22 protein-coding genes and 1 tRNA gene are annotated in these 22,862 nt (G+C 47.5%); 18 read left to right on the plus strand and 5 right to left on the minus strand.

Annotated elements, in window-relative coordinates:
• Positions 1–1,326: a ribosome biogenesis GTPase Der gene (gene der, locus BLU30_RS05040; RefSeq protein ID WP_090244104.1), complete on the plus strand. Its 1,326-nt coding sequence runs from the start codon at positions 1–3 to the stop codon at positions 1,324–1,326.
• Here the strand turns inward: der and BLU30_RS05045 are convergent.
• The gene (locus BLU30_RS05045) at positions 1,323–1,841 is read right to left on the minus strand and encodes a Gx transporter family protein (RefSeq protein WP_090244106.1); all 519 of its coding nucleotides are present in this window, start codon (positions 1,839–1,841) and stop codon (positions 1,323–1,325) included. The genes der and BLU30_RS05045 overlap by 4 nt on opposite strands.
• Positions 1,834–2,208 carry a NusG domain II-containing protein gene (locus tag BLU30_RS05050; RefSeq protein ID WP_090244108.1) on the minus strand — a complete coding sequence of 125 codons (375 nt, stop codon included), beginning with the start codon at positions 2,206–2,208 and terminating at the stop codon, positions 1,834–1,836. Before BLU30_RS05050 ends, BLU30_RS05045 begins: the two co-directional genes overlap by 8 nt.
• Positions 2,209–2,287: 79 nt before the next feature.
• Here BLU30_RS05050 and BLU30_RS05055 point away from each other — a divergent pair.
• Positions 2,288–2,373: transfer RNA gene (locus BLU30_RS05055), tRNA-Leu, on the plus strand.
• Between the two features lie 47 nt (positions 2,374–2,420).
• Here BLU30_RS05055 and BLU30_RS05060 read toward each other — a convergent pair.
• Positions 2,421–2,804 carry a hypothetical protein gene (locus tag BLU30_RS05060; protein ID WP_090244110.1) on the minus strand — a complete coding sequence of 128 codons (384 nt, stop codon included), beginning with the start codon at positions 2,802–2,804 and terminating at the stop codon, positions 2,421–2,423.
• A gap of 157 nt (positions 2,805–2,961) precedes the next feature.
• Here BLU30_RS05060 and BLU30_RS05065 point away from each other — a divergent pair, with 157 nt between their 5' ends.
• From BLU30_RS05065 to BLU30_RS05115, 11 genes are all read left to right on the plus strand, one after another.
• Positions 2,962–3,702: a GH25 family lysozyme gene (locus tag BLU30_RS05065; protein ID WP_090244112.1), complete on the plus strand. Its 741-nt coding sequence runs from the start codon at positions 2,962–2,964 to the stop codon at positions 3,700–3,702.
• A 62-nt stretch (positions 3,703–3,764) separates the two neighbouring features.
• The gene (locus BLU30_RS05070; protein WP_090244115.1) at positions 3,765–4,934 is read left to right on the plus strand and encodes an NAD(P)-dependent malic enzyme; all 1,170 of its coding nucleotides are present in this window, start codon (positions 3,765–3,767) and stop codon (positions 4,932–4,934) included.
• A gap of 33 nt (positions 4,935–4,967) precedes the next feature.
• Positions 4,968–7,025 carry a type I DNA topoisomerase gene (gene topA / locus BLU30_RS05075; protein ID WP_090244117.1) on the plus strand — a complete coding sequence of 686 codons (2,058 nt, stop codon included), beginning with the start codon at positions 4,968–4,970 and terminating at the stop codon, positions 7,023–7,025.
• A 20-nt stretch (positions 7,026–7,045) separates the two neighbouring features.
• Positions 7,046–7,594, plus strand: a complete 549-nt coding sequence (gene hslV, locus BLU30_RS05080) for an ATP-dependent protease subunit HslV (RefSeq protein WP_090244118.1) — start codon at positions 7,046–7,048, stop codon at positions 7,592–7,594.
• A 23-nt stretch (positions 7,595–7,617) separates the two neighbouring features.
• A complete protein-coding gene (hslU, locus tag BLU30_RS05085) occupies positions 7,618–9,054 on the plus strand; it encodes an ATP-dependent protease ATPase subunit HslU (protein WP_207647991.1) in 1,437 nt (478 codons plus the stop codon).
• Positions 9,055–9,194: 140 nt separating this feature from the next.
• On the plus strand, positions 9,195–9,983 hold the full coding sequence (gene rpsB / locus BLU30_RS05090) for a 30S ribosomal protein S2 (RefSeq protein ID WP_090244303.1): 789 nt from the start codon (positions 9,195–9,197) through the stop codon (positions 9,981–9,983).
• 25 nt (positions 9,984–10,008) lie between these two features.
• The gene (tsf, locus tag BLU30_RS05095; RefSeq protein ID WP_090244120.1) at positions 10,009–10,650 is read left to right on the plus strand and encodes a translation elongation factor Ts; all 642 of its coding nucleotides are present in this window, start codon (positions 10,009–10,011) and stop codon (positions 10,648–10,650) included.
• Positions 10,651–10,946: 296 nt separating this feature from the next.
• The gene (locus BLU30_RS05100; protein ID WP_207647988.1) at positions 10,947–11,765 is read left to right on the plus strand and encodes a tryptophan-rich sensory protein; all 819 of its coding nucleotides are present in this window, start codon (positions 10,947–10,949) and stop codon (positions 11,763–11,765) included.
• An 81-nt stretch (positions 11,766–11,846) separates the two neighbouring features.
• Positions 11,847–13,436: a phytoene desaturase family protein gene (locus BLU30_RS05105; RefSeq protein ID WP_090244122.1), complete on the plus strand. Its 1,590-nt coding sequence runs from the start codon at positions 11,847–11,849 to the stop codon at positions 13,434–13,436.
• 19 nt (positions 13,437–13,455) lie between these two features.
• Positions 13,456–14,547 (plus strand): glycosyltransferase family 2 protein, encoded by a 1,092-nt coding sequence (locus BLU30_RS05110; RefSeq protein WP_090244124.1) that lies wholly within the window; start codon positions 13,456–13,458, stop codon positions 14,545–14,547.
• Positions 14,548–14,551: 4 nt separating this feature from the next.
• Positions 14,552–15,049, plus strand: a complete 498-nt coding sequence (locus BLU30_RS05115; RefSeq protein ID WP_090244126.1) for a glycosyl-4,4'-diaponeurosporenoate acyltransferase CrtO family protein — start codon at positions 14,552–14,554, stop codon at positions 15,047–15,049.
• Positions 15,050–15,088: 39 nt separating this feature from the next.
• Here the strand turns inward: BLU30_RS05115 and BLU30_RS05120 are convergent, their stop codons facing one another.
• Positions 15,089–16,138 (minus strand): HAMP domain-containing sensor histidine kinase, encoded by a 1,050-nt coding sequence (locus tag BLU30_RS05120; RefSeq protein ID WP_242873517.1) that lies wholly within the window; start codon positions 16,136–16,138, stop codon positions 15,089–15,091.
• Entirely contained in the window at positions 16,131–16,808 is a 678-nt protein-coding gene (locus tag BLU30_RS05125) for a response regulator transcription factor (protein WP_090244128.1), read from the minus strand. Before BLU30_RS05125 ends, BLU30_RS05120 begins: the two co-directional genes overlap by 8 nt.
• Positions 16,809–16,954: 146 nt before the next feature.
• On the opposite strand from BLU30_RS05125, the gene BLU30_RS05130 reads away from it, so the two are divergent.
• From BLU30_RS05130 to BLU30_RS05150, 5 genes are all read left to right on the plus strand, one after another.
• Positions 16,955–17,722: a DeoR/GlpR family DNA-binding transcription regulator gene (locus tag BLU30_RS05130; RefSeq protein WP_090244131.1), complete on the plus strand. Its 768-nt coding sequence runs from the start codon at positions 16,955–16,957 to the stop codon at positions 17,720–17,722.
• Positions 17,723–17,929: 207 nt separating this feature from the next.
• A complete protein-coding gene (locus BLU30_RS05135; RefSeq protein ID WP_090244133.1) occupies positions 17,930–19,420 on the plus strand; it encodes an FGGY family carbohydrate kinase in 1,491 nt (496 codons plus the stop codon).
• Positions 19,421–19,507: 87 nt separating this feature from the next.
• Positions 19,508–21,220, plus strand: coding sequence for an FAD-dependent oxidoreductase (locus BLU30_RS05140; RefSeq protein ID WP_090244134.1), 1,713 nt, complete (start codon positions 19,508–19,510; stop codon positions 21,218–21,220).
• Positions 21,221–21,222: 2 nt separating this feature from the next.
• Complete coding sequence (locus tag BLU30_RS05145) at positions 21,223–22,473, plus strand: NAD(P)/FAD-dependent oxidoreductase (protein WP_090244136.1); 1,251 nt, start codon at positions 21,223–21,225, stop codon at positions 22,471–22,473.
• Between the two features lie 2 nt (positions 22,474–22,475).
• The gene (locus BLU30_RS05150) at positions 22,476–22,841 is read left to right on the plus strand and encodes a DUF1667 domain-containing protein (protein ID WP_090244138.1); all 366 of its coding nucleotides are present in this window, start codon (positions 22,476–22,478) and stop codon (positions 22,839–22,841) included.
• Positions 22,842–22,862 lie beyond the last annotated feature (21 nt).

Raw genomic sequence — 22,862 nt, forward strand, 5'->3', positions numbered from 1 at the left:
ATGGCAAAACCAATTGTTGCCGTCGTCGGACGGCCAAATGTAGGAAAATCAACCCTGTTCAATAAACTGGTAGGGGAACGCATCGCCATTGTGGAGGATACTCCAGGGGTCACCCGGGATCGCATTATTTCCGATGCGGAGTGGCAAAATCATCATTTTACACTCATTGACACCGGTGGGATTGAACCGGCTGCTAAGGATGATATTTTATTTCAGATGCGGGTGCAGGCAGAGGTCGCCATGGATATGGCGGATTTGATTCTGCTCTTAGTCGATGGCCGGGGAGGGATGACCGCCGCAGATGAAGAAGTCGCAGGGATGATCCGAAAGCGTGGGAAAAATGTCGTCCTGGCGGTGAACAAGTTAGATACCAAGAATTTAGAGGATGCTCTTTATGAATTTTATACCCTTGGTCTTGGGGAGCCCCTTCCGATTTCCGGGGAGCAGGGCCTGGGCCTGGGCGATCTGCTGGATGCCATCATCGAGAAAGTCAAAAAGGTCTATGATGAAGAGGAGCAGGAGGATAACCGTCTGAAGGTAGCCGTTGTTGGGAAGCCCAACGCCGGGAAATCCACCCTGATTAATAAGATGTTAGGAGAGGACCGTCTCATTGTCAGTAATGTGGCAGGAACCACCCGGGATGCCGTGGATACGGATGTGAAGTACCATGGGAAAATCTATACCTTAATCGATACTGCCGGACTGCGCCGTAAAAATAAAATTTATGACGATATTGAGCGTTACAGCATCATTCGGGCGGTGGCAGCCGTGGAACGGGCGGATGTTGTTTTGATTCTGATTGATGCGGAACAGGGGGTCACCGAGCAAGACAGTAAGATTGCCGGTATCGCCCACAATCGTTCCAAGCCCTCTATCATTGTTGTCAACAAGTGGGATTCTGTGGCTAAGGATGATAAGACGATGAAAAAGATGACCGAGGACATCCGAAAAACCCTTTCCTTTATGCCCTATGCTCCCATGATGTTCATCTCGGCCAAGACCGGACAGCGGGTATCCCAGCTCTATGAAAAAATTGATTTTGTCAAGTCCCAGAGCGAAAAGCGCATTAGCACCGGGAAGCTCAATGAAGCCATTACCAGCTTCGTCATGATGAAGCAGCCACCGTCTAAAAGCGGCCGCAGGCTGAAAATTTTCTACGCTTCCCAGCCGGCCATCAATCCACCGACCTTTGTGCTTTTTGTCAACGATGCCTCCCTGATGCACTTTTCCTATGAGCGTTATCTGGAGAACAAAATCAACGAGACCTTTGATTTCTTTGGAACGCCCATCCGGCTATTCATCCGGGAACGGAAAGAGAAGAATTAGGGCAGCAGCTTTTGGTGCTTAAGGGCGCGGATGAGAAGCAGGGCCGCCATTCCCACGACCAACCCCGTGGGAATGGCCAGCAGAACCAGGAAGGGCAGATAGTATAACAGCAACTTAAGATTTCCAATGACGAGGGCAGCGACGATGAGTTGGCCAAGGTTGTGGGCAATGGCCCCAGCCACGCTGATGGCCATGAGAGAAAGTCGTTGCTCTTTTTTATTGGCCATGGATAAAAGTCCCATGATCAGAGCACTGACCAGCCCTCCGGAAAGGGCGTAGAGAATCGAGCTCATGCTGCCAAAGAGAAAACCAGAGAGAAAAACCCGACTGACCACCAGAAACAGGGTGAGGGGAAGGCCAAAGGTATACAGACAAACCACTGTGGCGATATTGGCAAGCCCCAGCTTAATCCCTGGAATGGGGATGGGCAGGGGCACCAGGGATTCCACATAGCTTAAAATAAGGGCAGTGGTCAGATACATGGCTAAAACCACAAGCTTGCGGTTCCTACTCATGGCCGCCTCCCGGCTTAATTTCTACAATGAGGTGATGGGGCAGGCAGGCAATGGTTTCTCCTGGAGAATCAATGGCGGCGCTATGGACACAGACTTGATTGGTACAGTCCGCAGATTCTACATAGGCGTGGCCATCGGTCACCACCAAGGTATTGGTTCCCTCGTCGGTGGTGATGGTTTGGGTAAAATCGGTGTCCAATGGGGTGTTGACCACTTCTTTACCCTGGGCGGTGACCACAACATAAAGCCTTTGGGCGGAGTAGTTCCATTGTTGGTAGAGGAAGATGCCCAAAATCGAAAATAAAGCGATCCCTGCAATGTAAATAATTTCTTTTCTTTTAATAACAGACTCCTTACTAAAAAACATGAAAAAACCGAAAAAAGATCCTTGACATTACTATGGCGCTGCGTTATTATATACAAGCAGCCGACAGAAAAGGCGGTAAGCGAGAGTGTTGGAATTGGCAGACAAGCACGTTTCAGAGGCGTGTGTACTCCGTACGTACGGGTTCGACTCCCGTCTCTCGCACCAGTTGATAAAGACGACAGACTTCGGTCTGTCTTTTTTTCTTTCTAAAGCTATGAGACACGGATAATACCACAGGGAATCCCTAAAATTGTAATATCCGATAACGGATAGCATTGGGGTGATTCCGCTTCAGCATCAAACGGTGTCAAGGTCATGGTATCTTCATTGATGGTATAGCACCGAAAAATCACAGAATTATCGGGAAGCAGAATCATGCCGTCGGCAGCGGTGGGAATCTCGGTGGGATTCATCCTAAAATTGACCACATCGTCTTTATAGTAGCGGTTGGCCATACTATTATCCGTCAGTGAGGCCTGGAGCTTCCGGGCACTTCCCATGGAAAGCTCGGCTAAATCGGTAATGGAATAAGAACTCCAATCATCATTAAGGGCCATGCTTGGAATAAATGGGGTGATATTATGGTTCCAGTTCATAAGAATACTCCTTCTGTAAGATGTTACCCAGCACCTGGGCAAGGGGTATTATAGCACATTGCCTGGGGGTCTGCAAAAAAGAAACAGTATAAAGATTCTTTAAGGCTGTATTGGTATGATGCTGACTGTCAATTGATTTAAGGAAAGAGAGGATTTTATGGAGCGTTTGAAAACATGGGTTTTGGACCACAAGGTGCCAGTCCTGATTGGGATCGGTATTCTGATTGTTTTAATTATTGCCTTTGCATTATGGCGAACTTTCTATTATGATAATAAGAAGATTGTTTTAGGGGTTGATGTTTCGGCCTATCAGGGAGAGATTGATTGGAAGGTCATTTCGGAACAGGGGATTTCCTTTGCATATATCAAGGCAACGGAAGGGACCGATTTTACCGATAAACGCTTTAATGAAAATTGGACAGCGGCACGGAAAACCAATTTGAAGGTTGGGGCTTACTTCTTTGTGAATTTCAGTGAAAGCGGAAAAGGCCAGGCTGAGTATTTTATTAAAAATGTACCGAAGGAATCAGACAGCTTGCCGCCGGTCATTGATCTGGAGCTCTACGGTGATTACCTGGATAATCCACCCCAAAGGGATAAGGTGAATACCATGCTTAAAGAAATGATTGAAACCTTGAAAGAAGAATATGGCGAAACCCCGATTATCTATACCAATTATAATACCTACAACCAATATTTAAGCAATGCTTTTACCGAGGTACCCATTTGGATCTGTGATATTTCCTCGAGTAATCCAGAACTTTCTGGGGGGCATAAGTGGGTATTCTGGCAATATTCCCAGCGTCAAATCCTCCAGGGATACGATGGGGAGGAACGCTTTATCGATATGAATGTTTTTAATGGCGACACAAAAGCATTTAAAGCAATGTTCAAATAATAGGTAATAATTACACAGCCTGTCCTGGACAGGCTTTTAACATGAGTATAAGGGAGATAAACATGGACTATAATACAGAAGCGCTAAAGGCTCACAAGGCCCACAAGGGAAAAGTTGAAGTGGTTTCAAAAATGGATGTCGGGGATAAGGATGCCCTGAGCATTGCCTACACGCCTGGTGTGGCAGAGCCCTGTCGCCGGATTGCAGAAAACAAGGAGGATGTGTATACTTATACCGCCAAGGGAAACCTGGTGGCCATCCTCACCGATGGTTCAGCCGTCCTTGGACTAGGAAATATCGGACCAGAAGCCGCCATGCCGGTTATGGAGGGCAAGGCCATCCTGTTCAAAGAATTTGGCAATGTCGATGCCTTCCCCATCTGCGTGGACACCCAGGATGTGGATGAAATCGTCCAGACCGCCATTAACATCGCCCCCACCTTTGGGGGAATCAATCTTGAGGATATTGCAGCACCCCGGTGCTTTGAAATTGAGGAGCGTCTCCAGGCGGCGCTGGATATTCCCATTTTCCACGATGATCAGCACGGAACCGCTATTGTTGTGGCCTCTGGGCTGATTAATGCCATGAAGGTGGTGGATAAAGCCATGGACCAGGTGCGTGTGGTCATTAGTGGAGCCGGATCTGCCGGGACCGCCATCGCAAAGATGCTGCTGGCCGTTGGCTTTGTGGATATTGTAATGGTGGATTGCGATGGCGTATTGTACAAGGGGAAAAGCGGTATGCCAGAGCATATGGCTTGGTTGGCAGAGCACACCAATCCCCAGGGGATTACCGGGGGCTTAGCCGAAGCCATGGCCGGGGCCGATGCCTTTGTTGGGGTTTCTGCTCCGAATATCGTCTCCCAGGAGATGGTGCGCTCCATGGCTGAGGATGCCATCGTATTTGCCATGGCAAACCCCGTGCCGGAAATCATGCCGGAGGATGCCCAGGCGGCCGGAGCCCGGATCATTGGAACCGGACGGTCGGATTACCCCAATCAAATCAATAACCTGCTGGCCTTCCCGGGACTTTTCCGTGGGGCCTTAGATGCCCGGGCCAAGCGCATTACCCAGGGGATGAAGGTGGCTGCCGCCAATGCCATTGCCAATCTGGTGTCTGAAGAGGAACGCTGTGATCTCTGTATTATCCCCAGTCCCTTCGATAAACGTGTGGGACCAGCGGTCACCCAGGCAGTCTATGATGCATGGATGGCTGAGGATGATGCAGAATAATCGATCTATCATATATGAACAAGGAGGAAATGAATGCCGAGTACATTGGTGATTGTTGAGTCGCCGGCCAAGGCGAAAACCATCAAGAAATACCTTCCCAAGGGCTATGAGGTGGAAGCCACCATGGGTCATGTCATCGACCTGCCCAAAAGCCGGCTTGGAATCGATGTGGACAACCATTTTCAACCCGATTATATTAAAATTCGCGGTAAGGGCGACTTACTCAAGAAGCTCAAAAAGGAAGCAAAGAAGGCGGATAATGTCCTTCTGGCAACGGACCCCGACCGCGAAGGGGAGGCCATTTCCTGGCATGTCGCCAATTTTTTGGAAATGGACCCTGGGGATTCCTGTCGGATTGAATTTCATGAAATTACAAAAAAGGCCATTAATGCGGCCATTGATAATAAACGTCAGGTCGATATGGACCTGGTAAATTCCCAGCAGGCAAGGCGTATCCTTGACCGATTGGTGGGGTATTCCCTGAGTCCCTTCCTTTGGAAAAAGGTCAAAAAAGGCCTCAGTGGCGGTCGGGTCCAGTCTGTGGTTACCCGAATCATCGTCGATCGGGAGGAGGAAATTCAGGCCTTCGTTCCAGAGGAATATTGGACCATTGATGCGGACTTAAAGAAGAAAGAGGATAAGGCTGTTTTCACCGCTTCCCTGCATTCTGAAAAGGGAAAGAAACTTAAGATTTCCAATGGGGTCGAAGCAGATCGACTGGAAGCGCTCCTTAAAGGAGAGGGCGAGTTTGTGGTATCCGGGGTGAAAAAAAGGGTGCGGAAGCAAAAGCCCCCCCTGCCCTTTACCACCAGTACCCTCCAGCAGACGGCCTACCAGGCCTTAGGCTTTACCACCCAGCGGACCATGCGTATCGCCCAGCAGCTGTACGAAGGGGTGGATATCATGGGACGTGGCCAGATCGGTCTGGTGAGCTATATCCGTACCGACTCCACCCGTTTAGCCGATGAGGCTGTGGCGGCGGCCAAGGATTATATCGAAACACAGTTTGGCAAAGAATACCTGGGTGGGGGAAAGAGTACCGTTAAGAAAAAAAATGTCCAGGATGCCCACGAAGCCATCCGTCCATCAACCATCGATTTAACCCCGGACAGCATTGCCAGCTCCCTGGAAAAAGACCAATACAAGCTGTATAAGCTCATTTGGGAGCGGATGATTGCCAGCCAGATGTCAGAGGCTGAATATTACGTGACCGATGTGGATGTTCTTTTTGGTGATTTGCTCTTTAAGGCAAAGGGAGAGACCATTAAATTTAAGGGTTTCACTGAAATCATGGAAAGTAAATCCAAGAAGGATAATATCCTCCCGGAGTTATCGGAAGGGGAGGTTGTGGATTTAAAGAAACTCCACAAGGATCAGAAATTCACCAAGCCCCCGGCCCGGTACACCGAAGCAACGCTGGTTAAGGTTTTGGAAGAAAAGGGAATTGGCAGGCCAAGTACCTACGCACCGACCATTTCCACCATTAAAAACCGTGACTACGTTGAGGTCAAGGAAAAGTACTTTTATCCCACAGAGCTTGGGGTTGTCGTTACGGACCTGATGAAGGAGTACTTTGCTGATATCGTCGATGAAGCCTTTACCGCAAAGATGGAGGAAGGCCTGGATGAAGTGGCCACCGGTGGTGAAAACTGGATCGATTTGCTGGATAAATTCTACGTCGGCTTTAAAAGCGAGTTGGAAAATGCCCAGGAAAACGCCCAAAGCGTTAAGGTCGAGGACCCGGAATCCGATGAAATCTGTGAGCTGTGCGGGCGTCGCATGGTCATTAAAAAAGGAAAATACGGAAAGTTTCTGGCTTGCCCAGGCTTCCCGGAGTGTAAAAATACCAAGCCCTTTTTGGAAAAAACAGGGGGGATTTGTCCGGAATGTGGGGGGGACCTCATTAAACGTGTCTCCAAAAAAGGACGAACCTTTTATGCCTGTTCAAATTATCCGGAGTGTGAATTTGTCACCTGGGATGTTCCTATGGTCGAGAAATGTCCGGTTTGTGGCAATACCATGTTCCAAAAAGGCTTTGGGAAACGGAAACGCACCTATTGCGCCAAGTGCAGTGGGAATGAAGCGAAATAATAAAAAAGAAGGATAATACAATGAAAGAAGAAAGAACGGCATTACATGCCACCACCATCGTTGGTATTCGGCATAACGGCCAGGTAGCCATCGCCGGCGACGGCCAGGTCACCATGGGCGAAAGTGTGATTATGAAGGCAACAGCTAAAAAAATCCGCCGGCTTTACAACGACCAGGTGCTCACTGGCTTTGCTGGCTCGGTGGCCGATGCCTTTACGCTGTGTGATTTATTTGAACAAAAGCTGGAGCAATACAATGGCAACCTCAAGCGTTCTGCTGTGGAGTTGGCCAAGGAGTGGCGTTCCGATAAGGTGCTGCGGAAGCTGGAGGCCATGCTTATCGTGATGGATAAAGAAAACATGCTTATTGTCTCTGGGACCGGCGAGGTCATCGAGCCCGATGACGATATCGCGGCCATTGGCTCCGGTGGGTTCTACGCCATGTCCGCAGCCCGGGCACTAAAGGCCCATTCCCAGCTGTCTGCCAGTGAGATCGTGTATGAATCCATGAAGATTGCTTCGGAAATTTGCGTGTTTACCAACGATAATATTATCGTAGAAAGCTTATAGGTACGGGTATGTGTGCCATCGAAATGAAAGAGTTGACCCCCAAGCGCATCGTCTCGGAGCTGAATCGCTATATCATCGGTCAGGAGAAGGCCAAAAAGGCCGTGGCCGTCTCTCTGCGGAATCGCTACCGAAGATCCCTTCTTCCAGAAGCAGAACGGGATGAATTTACACCTAAGAATATTATTCTCATGGGACCCACCGGGGTGGGAAAAACGGAAATTGCCAGACGGATTGCCAAGCTGGTGTCGGCCCCCTTCATCAAGGTAGAGGCTACTAAATTCACCGAGGTGGGCTATGTGGGCAGGGATGTGGAATCCATGGTCCGGGATCTGGTCACCACCTCCATCCGTATGGTTCAGCAGGAGAAAATGAAGGAAGTTTATGAACAGGCCCAGGCTAAGGCAGAGGGCATGATTTTAGACGTTCTGGTTCCCCAGCATAAAAAACAACAGAAAAACGAAACCCTGATGAACCCCTTTGAGATTCTCTCTAAAATGGGCAATAGTACAGCGGCTTCCAACCCCCAAACCACAGAGGTGGTGCCAGTGGAGGACCCAGAGAAGGAACAGGCCATTCAGACCAAGCGGGCAGAGATTAAAAAAGATTTGGCAGCCGGTAAGCTGGAGGACGAAGTCATCGAAATTGATGTGGATGATGACGGCATGAAATCCATTGGCATGATGGCCGGAATGAACGAGGATATGAGCATCAGCATCGGGAATATCTTTGATGGCCTTCTCCCTGGGGGGAATAAAAAGAAGAAAAAACGGACCGTGAAGGTCAGCGAAGCCCGGAAGATCATTACCAATCAGGAAGCCACTAAAATGATCGATATGGACGAGGTCCACGAGCTGGGGCTTCGGGCAGCCGAGCAGAGCGGTATCATCTTTATTGATGAAATCGACAAAATCATTGGTAATAACGGCGGTAATGGCCCGGATGTCTCCCGGGAAGGGGTCCAGCGGGATATCCTTCCTATTGTCGAAGGCAGCACAGTGACCACCAAGTACGGCCCGGTGAAGACGGACTTCATCCTCTTTATTGGTGCCGGGGCCTTCCATGTCGCTAAAATCGAGGATATGATTCCTGAACTTCAGGGGCGTTTTCCGGTAACGGTCCAGCTGGACAGTCTCACCGAAGAGGATTTTGTACAAATCCTAACGGCACCGGAAAATGCAGTGGTCAAGCAGTACACCAGCCTGCTGCGTACCGAAGGGGTAGAGCTGCACTTTGACGAGGCGGCCATCCGTAAGATTGCTAAAATTGCCTTCACTAAAAATGAAGTGGAAGAGAACATCGGTGCCCGGCGCCTCCACACCGTTTTTGAAGAGCTGTTGGAAGAAATTTCCTTCTACGCCAGCGACTATGATGCGGAGGTTTTCAACATCGACGAAAAATATGTGGAATCCGTGTTCAAGCTGGGGGATCAGGAACGGAGCTACGCCAAGTACTTTTTGTAAAAAGGCTTGATTTGTTCCACCGTTTATGTTAAATTATTTAAGTATGCTATTACACACATTTCCAGAAACTGCCATTGGTGCCCACAGGGTCATGGTGGTTCATGAGGGAAATGGAGGAAAAAAACCAGGAGGAATTAAAAATGGCAACCGTATCAATGAAACAATTACTCGAAGCAGGCGTCCACTTTGGACATCAGACCAGACGTTGGAACCCGAAGATGGCTCCCTATATCTTCACCGAAAGAAATGGGATTTACATCATCGACTTACAGCAGACCGTTAAGCTGATTGATGTCGCTTATGATTTTGTCAGAGAAATCGCAGCCGATGGCAAGGACATCCTCTTCGTCGGAACTAAAAAACAAGCTCAGAACAGCATTGAAGCAGAAGCAAAGCGTTCTGGCAGCTTCTTCGTTAACCATCGTTGGTTAGGGGGGACCTTAACTAACTTTGAAACCATCAGCAAGCGGACTCGCCGCCTGAAGGAATTGAAGGCCATGGAAGAAGATGGCACCTTCGATTTACTGCCGAAGAAGGAAATCATCAAATTAAGAAGAGAACGTGAAAAACTCCAGAAATTCCTGGGTGGTATTGAGGATATGAGACGTATGCCTGGCGCAATGATTGTCATTGACAGCAAGAAGGAACGGATCGCCATTGCAGAAGCCCATAAATTAGGCATCCCCATTATCAGTATCGTGGATACGAACTGCGACCCTGACGAAATCGATTATGTTATTCCTGGGAATGATGACGCCATCCGTGCTGTTGCCTTAATCTTAGGCGTATTAGCTGATGCCATCATCGAAGGCAAGCAGGGTGAACAGATTGAAGAAGCCGTGGCAGAAGTTGTTGAAGCCGTCGCTGAAGAAATCGCTGTTACCGAAGAAATTATTGAAGAAGTCGCTGCAGAAGTTGCTGCAGAATAATTAAATTATCATAAGGAGGACCAAAATGGACGCAAAACTCGTAAAAGAATTAAGAGAAAAAACCGGCGCTGGCATGATGGATTGTAAAAAAGCCTTAGTCGCAACCGATGGTAATATTGAAAAAGCCATTGAACATCTGCGTGAAAAGGGCTTAGCTGCTACCGCAAAAAAAGCAGGCCGTATCGCCGCAGAAGGCGTCGTCGAATCCTATATTCATATGGGGGGTAAAATCGGTGTTCTGGTTGAAATCAACTGTGAAACTGACTTTGTTGCAAAAACGGATGGCTTTAAAGCCTTTGCAAGAGATGTCGCCATGCACATCGCTGCTGCCAATCCAAGCTATGTCTCTAAAGACGAAGTACCCCAGGATGAAGTCGAGCATGAAAAAGAAATCCTGCGGGCCCAGGCTTTAAATGAAGGCAAGCCCGAAAAAATCGTCGATAAGATGGTGGAAGGCCGGATCCAGAAGTTCTACAAAGAAATCTGTTTGTTGGAACAGCCTTTTGTTAAAAATCCTGACCTCACCGTAGAAGATTTGGTCAAAGAACAGATCATGACCATCGGCGAAAACGTCAAGATTCGTCGCTTTGCCCGTTTCCAATTAGGGGAAGGTATCGAAAAGAAGGAAGAAAATTTTGCTGAAGAAGTGGCCAAGCAAATGGCGTAAGCCAAGCTTGATTTAAGCGAATGACAATGCATTGAAAATCCCCCGGATGAGCCCCGGTTTTATGGGCGAAACCGGGGGTTTTTTTGCGTCTTAATCTTTATCCTCGCTTAACAAGATGTCGGTTGATACTAAAAATAATCACAATCAGTCAAAACAACGAAAAAGAAATTGACAAGGAGAATTTACCGTTATATGATAAATCAAATTTTACGGAAAGGTTGTATCGATACATGGTTTTAAGTGGTGTTAAAGGAATGGCTTGAAAAGGAAAATTCCATTAACCAGGAGGTTAACAAGTGAAACGGTATGGTTTGTTTTTAAAGATATTTATTGGTTTATCGTTTTTAGCAATGATCATTATTAATACACTGGCTGTTCTATTGCCAATTAATGGCATATCAACAGGGGCTGTCTCTGATGCCTATCCAAATCTCTTTGCACCAGCGGGTATTACCTTTTCGATCTGGAGTGTCATTTATTTATCCCTGGGGGCATACACACTGTATTACATTGGATTTTTTCATAGTCCGGGGGAGCAGATATCCAAAGAGGATCAAGATCAAATCGCACTCCTTTTTTCAGTTTCGTCCCTGGTCAATAGTGCATGGATTTTTGCCTGGCAGTATCGTATTATTCCATTGTCCGTTGTGTTGATGATTGGGCTTCTTCTTCTCCTCATTAAAATTAACCGTATAATTCAGAGTTCCCCCAGATCACGCCGGGAAGATTATTTTATTCGAATTCCCTTCAATATTTACTTTGGATGGATCACCATTGCTACCATCGCTAACTTTACAGTTTTGTTTATTAGCCTGGGGTGGGATGGCTTTAGCCTGGCATCCCAGCTATGGATGGTTGCTATTTTGATTATAGGGACCGCCATTGGTGTGGTGACCGCATTTTTTTTAAAAAGCATCTCTTATACATTGGTGTTGATTTGGGCCTATTTGGGCATCCTCTATAAGCATTTAGATGCCTCAGGATTTTTCGGGTGCTATCCGATTGTGATTTTTGCTGTCTCCATTGGTTTGGTCGTGTTTGTCATAGAAGTGACTTATCTCTGGATAAAATCGGATAGGAGGAATATAACAAAAACAAACGATACCGATGGGTAGTATTTTAAGACTCCATTGATACGCTTTTTTAAAGGATTCTTATTTTGGCTTAACGAATTTTATGAAAGTCGGTGGGTCACCATGAAAAGCAAGGACTGTGAAGGTAAACCCCGGGAAGAATACGATATAATCGTCGTAGGCGGGGGTGTAGCTGGTTTGACCGCTGCCGCTTATGCCTGTCTCCATGGTAAAAAGACATTGCTGTGTGAAAAGGAGGAAAAAATCGGGGGTCTGGTCAATACCTTTTGGTATAGGGGCTTTGCCTTTGATGGTGGCATTCGAGCCTTGGAAAACTCGGGAATTTTATTTCCAATGCTTAAGAACTTGGGAATTGATATTTGTTTTAAGAAATCTTCGGTGACCATTGGGATGCAGGGAAAATGGGTTAATCTGGAATCCCGGGGGATTGAGGGCTATACCGCATTGCTGGAAAAGTCCTTTCCCCATCACCACGAGGATATTCATAATATTATTCAGGAAATCAACCGAATGGTGCACTGTGAGCAAATCATCAGTGGTATTGAGAATCCTTTGTTTTTAGATCCTAAAACGGTGGATAGTCGATATCTGGTGAAGACATTGATCCCCTGGCTGATTAAATATCAGAAAAGTATAAAAGTCATCAGTCAAAACCAAGAGCCCATTGATGTTTTTTTACAGCGAATGACACAGAATGTTTCTTTGTCGGATCTGATTTCCCAGCATTTCTTTAAAGGGACACCAGCTTATTTTGCCCTCAGTTATTTTAGCCTGTATCAGGATTATTATTACCCCATGGGTGGAACCGAAGCTTTGCCCCAGGGGTTGATGAATTTCATTTTAAAAAAAGGAGGTAAACTACGGACGAATTGTTTGGTTACTGGGATTAATGAAAATGGGCACGGTATATTTTTGAAAAATGGTGAACAGTTGGGTTATAAGAAGCTTATATGGGCTGCCGATCAAACCAGGTTGTACCATTGTATTCCCTACCAGGGACATAGACGTACCCATCAGCAGTATCAATCAGTCCTTCATGGACAGTGCGGAGACTCTGTGCTCTCTTTCTTTCTGGGGGCTGATTTAGAGGCAGACTATTTTAATAGGCGCTGTGGAAGCCATGGCTTTTACACTGAAAGCCTAAAGGGATTGTCTTCTTTGGAAAAGTGGCAGGAGCGGTCATTCGAGGGACCAGAGGCACTTTACAAATGGGTGCGCACCTATCTTGAACGGACGACCTATGAAATTGCTATTCCATCCCTGATGGATGTCAGACTATCCCCTAGGGGACAAACCGGTATAACCCTCAGCACTTTAATCGATTATGAACTCATTGAATGTTTTAAACGTTGGGGAGAATACCATCATTTTAAGGCCTTTTGTACAAAGACGGTCATTGAATTATTAAGCCAGGAGGTATTTCCTGGCCTTAAAGAAAAAATCCTGTTTCATTGTTGTGGCACCCCCCAGACCATTGAGTGTAAAACCGGAAACAGAGGCGGTGCCTTGACTGGCTGGGCCTTTATGGACCATGGACTACCGGCGGAAAATCGAATGCGAAAAATTACAAAAGCTGTTGAAACCCCCTTTGAGGATATTCTCCAGTGTGGGCAATGGACCTTTAGTCCCTCGGGTTTGCCGGTTTCCATTTTAACCGGAAAAATTGCGGCGGATCGGTGTGGTAAAAGATAGACGGAAGGATGGATGACCCATGTTTATGTTGATCATCAGTATAGTGGGGATGGCAATGACAGGAATCCTTTTTTATCATTTCCCGAGGTTACCGCGCTTTTATGATAACACAGAGGATTTACCCGGGGTATCGGTTATCATTCCCGCACGAAATGAAGCGAAGAATCTTCCGTTGATTTTGGAGGATTTAAAACAACAGACGATTTCCTTGGTGGATATTATCTGTGTGGATGATTCATCCAATGACGATACAGCAGCGGTGGCCCTGGCCCATGGTGCATTTGTCATTGCGTTAAAGGAAAAACCGGCTCAGTGGATGGGGAAGTCCTGGGCCTGTCAATGCGGGGCGGCCCAGGCTAAAGGGGAATTACTACTTTTTATCGATGCAGACGTGCGCTTAGGCCATCAAGCCATCGAAGCATTGGTACGTCAACAAATGGTACGGCAGGCGGTTATTTCGGTACAGCCCTATCATCATACCCGGCGATTCTATGAACAACTTTCTCTCTTTTTTAATCTTGTACTCATCGGGGCCAATGGAGCGGCACTGCCACAGCAAAGAGCCATTGGGCTTTTTGGACCCATTATTTTGATGGAGCGGCGGGTCTATTGGCAAATTGGTGGACATGCCTCCGTTCGACACTGCATTGCAGAAGATGTTTCCCTGGGAGATATTCTTAAAGCCGGGAACATTCCATTCCAATTATTCATTGGCAATCCCGATATCCGATTTCGAATGTACGCCGGGGGGATTGGGGATTTGATCCATGGCTGGACAAAAAATATGGCCACAGGTGCCAGTAAAACGCCCATATTTCGGGGAATGATGGTTTTTTGCTGGGTTTCTTCATTGATCGCCGTACCCATGGCCTTATATAACTTCCTGGCAGCAGGCCAATTGGGTTTTGTTAGCCTCTTTTTAACGCTGTACATCCTTTGGATTGTACTTTTAAAGGGGTTATCAAAAGAAATTGGGGATTTCCGCTTTTGGAGTATCCTCCTTTACCCCATACCCTTACTGGCATTTTTAATGATTTTTATGGTTTCTTTCATTAAAAAAATCTTTGGTTTACAGGTTCATTGGAAAGGGCGGTCCATGGGGACAAGGTGATCGTATGCAGATGATTGTTCTGTCAAAGGGGCAGACCCTTTTTCTATTCTTTCTTTTGTGGCCAGTCTTTCAGGTGTCTGCAGCGTTGTTCTGCTATTATTTACCCCATCGTTTTTTTAATCCTGATGCTTTTTGGTACCGTAGCTACCCCTTTGAACAGGGGGGGCGGATTTATGCGAAATGGTTTAAAATTAAGCGCTGGAAACAATGGCTGCCCGATGGTGGGGCGGTATTTAAAGGAAAGGGATTTCGGAAAAAGCATTTAAAGGAAACCTCCGGGTCTTATTTCAATCAATTTTTAATTGAATCCTGTCGGGCAGAGCTGACCCATTGGCTGGCTATTTTCCCCTTTTGGATCTTTGGGTTTTTCGCAGGACCTGGGGTTGTGGGGATTATGTTGTGCTATGCCCTATTGGTGAATGTACCTTGTATCATGGCCCAACGCTACAATCGGCCTCGCATTAAAGCGATGATGGGACGAATGGAGAAGTTAGAGGAATAGAAAAGATAAACAGTTCTATGGGAGTGGCAGGGCCACTTATTACGCCGCAGGGAGCTTGACAATAAAGGTTGTCCCCACGGGGATATTGGGTGCCACGGTGATGGTACCGCTGTGGAGCTCGATGATTTTTTTTGAAAGGGTAAGGCCCAGACCGTTCCCCTTGGTTGCATGGGAGGAATCTCCTTGATAAAATTTTTCGAAAATCCGGTCCCTGGAAGCGGCCTCAATACCTTGTCCTTCATCGGAGAAGGTGATGATGAGGGATCCTGGGGCTTTTTCAATGCTAATGGTAATTTTTCCACCTGTGGGTGAGAATTTGATGGCGTTGTCCAACAGATTGATCCACACCTGTTTTAAAAGCTCTTCCCCGGCATTGATGCCGATTTCTGGAGAATCAAAATCGATCTCCAGATTTTTTTCAGTCCATTTTTGTTCAAGGAGGGCCACCACCCGGCGGAGTTGTTCGCTTAAGTTATAGGTGCTTTTATCCGAGAGGATGGATTGGTTTTCCACCTTGGAAAGATTCAGGACATTGGTTGACAGCTCCACCAATCGGTCCGATTCTTTGATGATGATATCCAGATAGTCGCTGCGCTCTTCAGGGGTCAGGTCCTCGTATTTGAGGATTCGGGCAAATCCCCGGATGGAGACGATGGGTGTCTTAAATTCATGGGAGAAGTTATTGGTAAAATCTGTCCTCAGGACCTCAATACTCCCCAATTCTTGGGCCATATGGTTAAAGCTATGATTGAGGTTTTGCAGTTCCCCAGGACCCTTAAGATTCAGTCGGGTGTTAAAATCCCCATCGGCAAGATGATCCACGGCGGAGATAATCTCCCGGATGGGAGCAAGGGGGATGCGGCTGAAAAAACCTGCAATAAGGGTTCCAGTGAAGATGCTGATGAGCCCAAAGATAAAAACGGGCATGAGGGGACTCAGTGGCAGCATGACATCAAACCATCCCCGGGAGCTTAAAAAGATGAAGATTAAAAAAATAAAGCTCATGGTAAACAGCATTATGACAAAGATAATCGAGGCAAAAAAAAGGGCAAGATACTGCTGCTGAAGGCGGTTGGATGGTTTATTCACAGTGTTTCACCGCCTTGTAGCCGATGCCTCTTATGGTGACCAGATCAAATTCAGGGTAATCCTCAAAGCGCTTTCTCAGACGATTGATATGAACATTGACAGTGGTATCCAGGGATTCTGATTCCATTCCCCAGATTTCATCCATAAGCTGAATTCGGGTAAAGATGACATTGGGCGTGCAGAGAAGCTTGTAAAGAAGGTAAAACTCCTTAGGGGGGAGGGTTTGGCGTTCCTTGCCCCGAATGACCGTTAGGGTGTCGTACTCCAGGGTGACGGCTCCGATGGTCAAAATCTTTTCATTCATAATCTGGGAACGCCGCAGTAGGGCTTTTATCCGAAGGAGCATCTCGTCCTCGTTCACCGGCTTGACCATATAATCATCTGTTCCTGACAGAAAGCCTTGGCATTTATCCTCTGGTAAGGCCTTCGCACTGACCATAAGGATGGGGGTGGAATCTCCGGCGTTTCTTAGCTCCTGGGTGAAGGTATAGCCGTTCATTTCCGGCATCATGATATCCAGGACGATCAAATCGATGTGCTGGTTATCCAGGAGCTCCAGTGCCAAAAGGCCATTATCCGCAGTGTGGACATGGTAGCCTGCGTGCTTTAAAATTGCCCGCATTAAGCGTGCGGTGCTTAAATCGTCCTCAACCACTAATAGATCAAACATGACGTCATCCTCCTTTACTCATTATAGATAATACTATTATACCATGTAGAATAAAGTACAGATTAACAGATCCGACAAAACAACTATTTGACAGTGTAAAGACTTCAACCTATAATAAATCCATAACATCACAAGGGAGAATGAAAATGCACTATCTGGAACGAAGAAAAGACATCCTCAATCTCATTATGCAGGAGGGGTCAGTAAAGGCCGAGGAGCTGGCTAAGCGCTATGCCGTTGGGGTCCCAACAATCCGTAGAGATTTAAAATATTTGGCTGAGGAATATGGTATTGAAATAGCTTATGGTGGGGCCTATCGGAAGGAGTCCCTGGCCAATCAACACGTGGTGGAGCTAAATATTACTCAGAAGCGGATGCATCATTTAGAAGATAAGCGTTTTATTGCTAAAAAAGCAGCGGCCATTGTAGAGGATGGCGATACCATTGCGCTTAATGCTGGCAGCTCTGTGGAGCTGGTTCTGGACTATTTGGAAGGGATAAACGCAGTAAATATCGTCACCCTTTCCCTCAATGTTGCCCTGCGGGCGTCTACCATTCCCGGGGCCACCATTTATATGCCTGGAGGAAAGCTGAGAAATTATTCCGGAGCCTTTTATGGCAGTGAAACCGAGAGCTTTTTAAAGCGATTTAATATTGATAAGGCCTTCTTAGGCGTAGTAGCGGTGTCCATTAATAAGGGGGTGACCCACCCTTCCCTGGAGGAGGTAAAGACCAATCAAATTTTGGCGGATATTAGTCGTGAATGCTATTTGCTGGCAGATCACTCTAAATTTGATAAGACGTCCCTTATTAAGATGTATGATTTGTCCCAATTCCATGGATTTATCCTGGATGAGGCTACCCCGGAAATTTACAGAGAGTATGCCAGAAATAATGATATTATTATTATTTAATGAAATGATGCGATGAAGTGAATAGAATAAATCATAAAAAGCACTAAAGTTTATGGCACTTTAGTGCTTTTTATATTGACTTTTTGTCGAATGTGAATATAATATGAATATAAAGTAAATATATTGTTGATATAAAGTGGACAGAAAGGGGGGAGTCCACAGGGGGCAGAATTCATTTTTTTAACAGGAGAACAGGAGAGGTAAAAAATGAAACAGTATATTATGGTCATTGATGAGGGAACGACGGGGACACGTTCTTTAATCTTTAACAAGGATTTTCGCATTGTAGCCCAGAGTTATGAAGAGTTTACCCAGTACACGCCCAGCGAGGATAAGGTGGAGCATGATGCCATGGAGATTTATGAAAAATCCGTGGAAATGTGCCAAAAGGCCATTGACCAGGCAGGCATCGATCCCGCTGATATCGCCGCCATTGGGATTACCAATCAGCGGGCAACGGCGGTGGTTTGGGATAAACAAACGGGAGAGCCACTGTACAATGCCATTGTGTGGCAGGACACCCGAACGGCGGCCCAGTGCCAAGCCATTAATGATGGACCCTGGGGAGAAAAGGCACGAAAGGCAACGGGATGGACAGTGGCACCGGTTTACTCTTCCATGATGCTGAAATGGTTTATGGAAAATGTGCCGGCTATTCAATCGAAAATTGATGCCGGGGAAGCTCTTTTTGGAACCATGGATACCTGGCTGATTTGGAAGCTGACTGGGGGGAAAGTACATAAGGTCAGCTACTCCAATGCTTCGGTTATGGGAAGCTATGATTTACACACCGGGAACTGGTATCAGGAATTTTTAGATTTCCTGGGGATTCCCGTGGATATTTATCCAGTGGTAGAAGATGATTCCGGTGATTTTGGTGTGACGGAGCCAGAAATCTTTGGCGCAGCCATTCCCATTACTGGAGTCATTGCCGACCAGCACGCCGCATTGTACGCCCAAGGGTGTCGGAAGCAAGGGTCCTGTAAAATTACCAATGGGACGGGGTCTTTCCTGGATGTCAATGTGGGTAATAATCTGACCATTTCAGATGAGGGTCTGAATACGGTCATCGCCTGGAAAATCGGAGATGAAATTACTTATGCCCTAGAGGGGTATGAGGATGTGACCGGCTCTGCGGTTCAGTGGCTTCGGGACGGTCTGCAGTGCATTGAAACCTCGGCGGAGACTGAAACCCTGGCCCGCTCCGTGGAAAGTGCCAACGGTGTTTATTTTGTGCCGGCCCTAACGGGCTTAAGCGCGCCCTACCATGATCCCTTTGCCCGGGGAACGCTGTTTGGGATCACCCGGGGGACGACCAAGGCCCATATTGTCCGGGCGACCCTGGAAGGGATAGCCTATCGTCTCCGGGATATTCTGGATGTCGTGGAAAAGGAATCTGGGGTTAAAATGGAGCAAATCCGTATCGATGGCGGGGCATCAAAGAACGATTTTCTGGCCCAGCGCATGGCGGATATGTTAGTGGCTCAGGTGGATCGTCCCTTCTCCGTGGAAGCCACCAGCCTGGGTGCTGCTGAAATGGCTGGCCTTGCGGTGGGGTTATGGCAGGAATCAGATTTTGATGCTTGTTTGGAAATTGAAAAATCCTTTGTCCCGGAAATGTCAGCTGAGAAGCGGGAATCCCGCTATAAGGATTGGAAGGCGGCCATTCAGCGCAGCATTGGCTGGATGAATCGATAAGTATAATCGTAATGTTGGGGATATCCCATTCAGGACCTGAATGGGATAGCTCCTCTCTGGAATTCTTGGGATGAGGTACGCAGAAGCATGAAAAAACAATTTGAAGAAGGGTGCCAAGCTATTTTGGGGCTAGACCAAAAGAAAATCACCTTTTCAGTGGATGACCGCAAGGTCGTGACCCTGGTGGGAGAGGTGGAATCCTGGCAACAGGTGGTGGATGCCGGTCATGTTGCAGGAAAGCTAAAGGGTGTTAAAGGCGTCATCAATGAGCTGACAGCCAAGGGAATACCCACAATGAAAAAAGATTATTCCAGTGCCGCCCAGTCGGCTCGTGGCCTTGGGCAGATCGGGACCTATGATATTGTGATTGTAGGCGCTGGTGTGACGGGTGCGGGTATTGCACGGACACTGTCTAAATACAATCGATCGATTTTGGTTATTGAGAAAAAATCCGATATCTCTGAGGGGACATCGAAATCCAACAATGGGATGATTCACTCCGGCTACGATTCTAAAGCCGGGTCCCTTAAGGCCCTCATGAATGTTAAGGGAAATGCCATGTACACAAAGTGGCAGAAGGAGCTTGGATTTAAGATGAATCGCTGTGGCTCCTTTGTTGCCGGCTTTGATGAAGAGGACGAGGGGTACCTTCAAGCCTATTATGAGCTTGGCAAAAAAAATGGGGTGCCGGGAATCGAAGTAATGGATGCCGATAAGGCCAGAAAAATCGAACCCGCCCTTGGGAAAGCAGTAAAAAAAGTTCTGTGGACACCTTCTGCGGCCTATGTTGAGCCCTATGAGGTGGTTGAAGCTCTGATGGAAAATGCCATTGATAATGGGGCACGGTTAATGTTAGATACGGAAGTTCTGGCCATGGATCAAGAAGGTCAACGGGTGACCACCGTGGTGACCAGTCGGGGGATTGTCAAGACTTCATGTGTCATTAATGCCGCAGGATTGTATGCAGATGTCGTTGCAGAAATGGCCGGGGACCGCTTTTATACCATTCATCCCCGGCGGGGAAGCCTGGTGGTGCTGGATAAGAAGCTGGGAGAAAAGGCGACGAAGGCTTTTATCGGCACACCTCCGAAAAATTTTACAAAGGGTGGCGGGCCAACCCAGAGCCCCGAAGGCAATCCCTTCTGGGGGCCATCGGCCATTGAGGTGGCAGATAAAGAAAATACCGAAGTGGATGAGGAGGATTTAACCTTTATCATGAAAAAGGGGAAGCACCTCACCGATGGGATTACGGAGCGGGACATCATTACCTTTTTCTCGGGATGCCGTGCGGCCAATTATATCGAGGATTTCATCATTGAAGCGTCTGAAACCCTGGAAAACTTTATTCATGTTGCGGGGATTCAATCCCCGGGGCTGGCCTCGGCCCCGGCCATTGCAGAAGCGGTTGAAGAAATTTACACCGGCCTCCTTCCGGGAGCCCAGGTGAAAGAAAATTACAATCCCATTCGTTCGAAAGTTAAACCCTTTAGGGACTGCACTCGAGAAGAGCAGGACGCTTTGGTGGCAGAAAATCCCCTCTATGGCCATATGATCTGCCGATGTGAAACCATCACCGAGGCGGAAATCGTCGCGGCCATTCATGGTAAAATTCCAGCACTTACGGTGGATGCCGTAAAACGGCGGACCCGGGCGGGGATGGGACGCTGCCAAGGAGGATTCTGTGGTCCCCGGGTCGTTGAAATCATCGCCCGGGAACTGGGAATACCTGAAGACCGTGTCACTAAATGTGGTCAAGGCTCCGAGGTTTTGTCCGGTCCATCGCGAAAGGAGAGGGTGTAGCCATGAAGCGAATGAATATTGATTGTGCCATTATCGGAGGAGGCCCGGCTGGCCTGGCGGCCGCCATCGAAGCCCATCGTGGGGGGCTTGATGTCCTTATTATCGAGCGGGATGTCTGCCTTGGTGGGATTTTACAGCAGTGCATCCACGATGGCTTTGGCCTGACCCGCTTTAAGCGCCGCATGACGGGGGGGCAGTATGCCCAGGCCTTTATTGACGATGTCGAGGCGGAGGGTATCGCTGTAAAGCTGAATACCATGGTCTTGGAAATTACCAAGGATAAGATGGTTTATGCCATCAATGACCAGGAAGGAATGCTGGCTATCCAGGCAAAAACGGTCATTTTGACAATGGGCTGTCGTGAACGGACCCGTTCCCAGGTGATGATCTACGGCAGCCGGCCCTCTGGCGTTTTAACGGCGGGTGCTGTCCAGCGGTATATTAATATGGAGGGATACCTCCCCGGTAAGGAAGCGGTGATTCTGGGATCCGGTGATATTGGTCTCATCATGGCCAGACGGATGACCCTGGAGGGCATCCAGGTCAAGGGTGTGTATGAAATTATGCATTCTGAGGGGGGACTTACCCGGAATATCGTCCAATGTCTGGAGGATTATGATATTCCCTTGCATTTAGGCACCACCGTCCGGAAAATCCATGGAAAAAAAGCCATCGAAGGTGTTACCGTGGCGAAGGTTGATGACAATCTGAAGCCTATTGCCGGGACAGAGGAATACATCCCCTGTGATTTGCTGGTGCTTTCCGTGGGGCTTATTCCGGAAAATGAGCTGAGTGAAAAACTCGAGGTTGTGATGGATCCAGTCACCAAGGGGCCGGTGGTGAATGATGAAATGATGACCTCCCTTCCTGGTGTTTTCGCAGCGGGTAATGTGGCGACCGTTTTCGATTTAGTGGATTATGTTTCCCTCACTGGTGAGATTGCAGCCCGGGGTGCCATTCGCTATGTGACAGAAGGGGAGACCCCGGTGGAAACCATCGCGGTACAGCCCGGGGATAATGTCAGCTTTGTCTTTCCCCAGAAAATTCGTAAAGATACTCAAAATGAAGCCCTTCATGTATTCATGCGGGTCCGTAAGCCGGATACAAAGGTAGCTTCAGTACGCATCCAGGGGGGAGAGTCCCAAAGGATTAAAAAACACCAGGTGGTTAAACCGCCGGAAATGGTTTGTGAGACCATCGCACTTTCAGACCTTTCCCTGGATGAACCACTCATCATCGGAATGGAGAAATAGCCATGGAGAAAAGAGAATACACCTGTATCGTCTGTCCGAAAAGCTGCAAAGGAACGCTGACCATTGCTGAAGACGGGGGGATGACCACAGAAGGCTTTGACTGTAAAAATGGGAAGCAATACGCCCAGGATGAATATACCGCACCCAAGCGGATGCTGACGACCACTGTAGCCATTGAGAATGCAGTTTTTAACCTGCTGCCGGTGGTGGGAAGTGGTGAAATCAGACGATCCCTCATTCCGGAGTGCCTGGAGTATTTATATCAAATTTCAGTTCAGGCACCGGTAAAAGCCGGGGAGATTCTGGTGACGGATATTTGTGGCAGTGGTGTGGATATTCTTGCAGCCCGCAGCTTAAGTACAAAGTAAGACATTCAAAAGAAAGTGAGT

Origin of the sequence: Eubacterium barkeri (genome assembly GCF_900107125.1) — a bacterium.
GTDB classification, from domain to species: domain Bacteria; phylum Bacillota; class Clostridia; order Eubacteriales; family Eubacteriaceae; genus Eubacterium_O; species Eubacterium_O barkeri.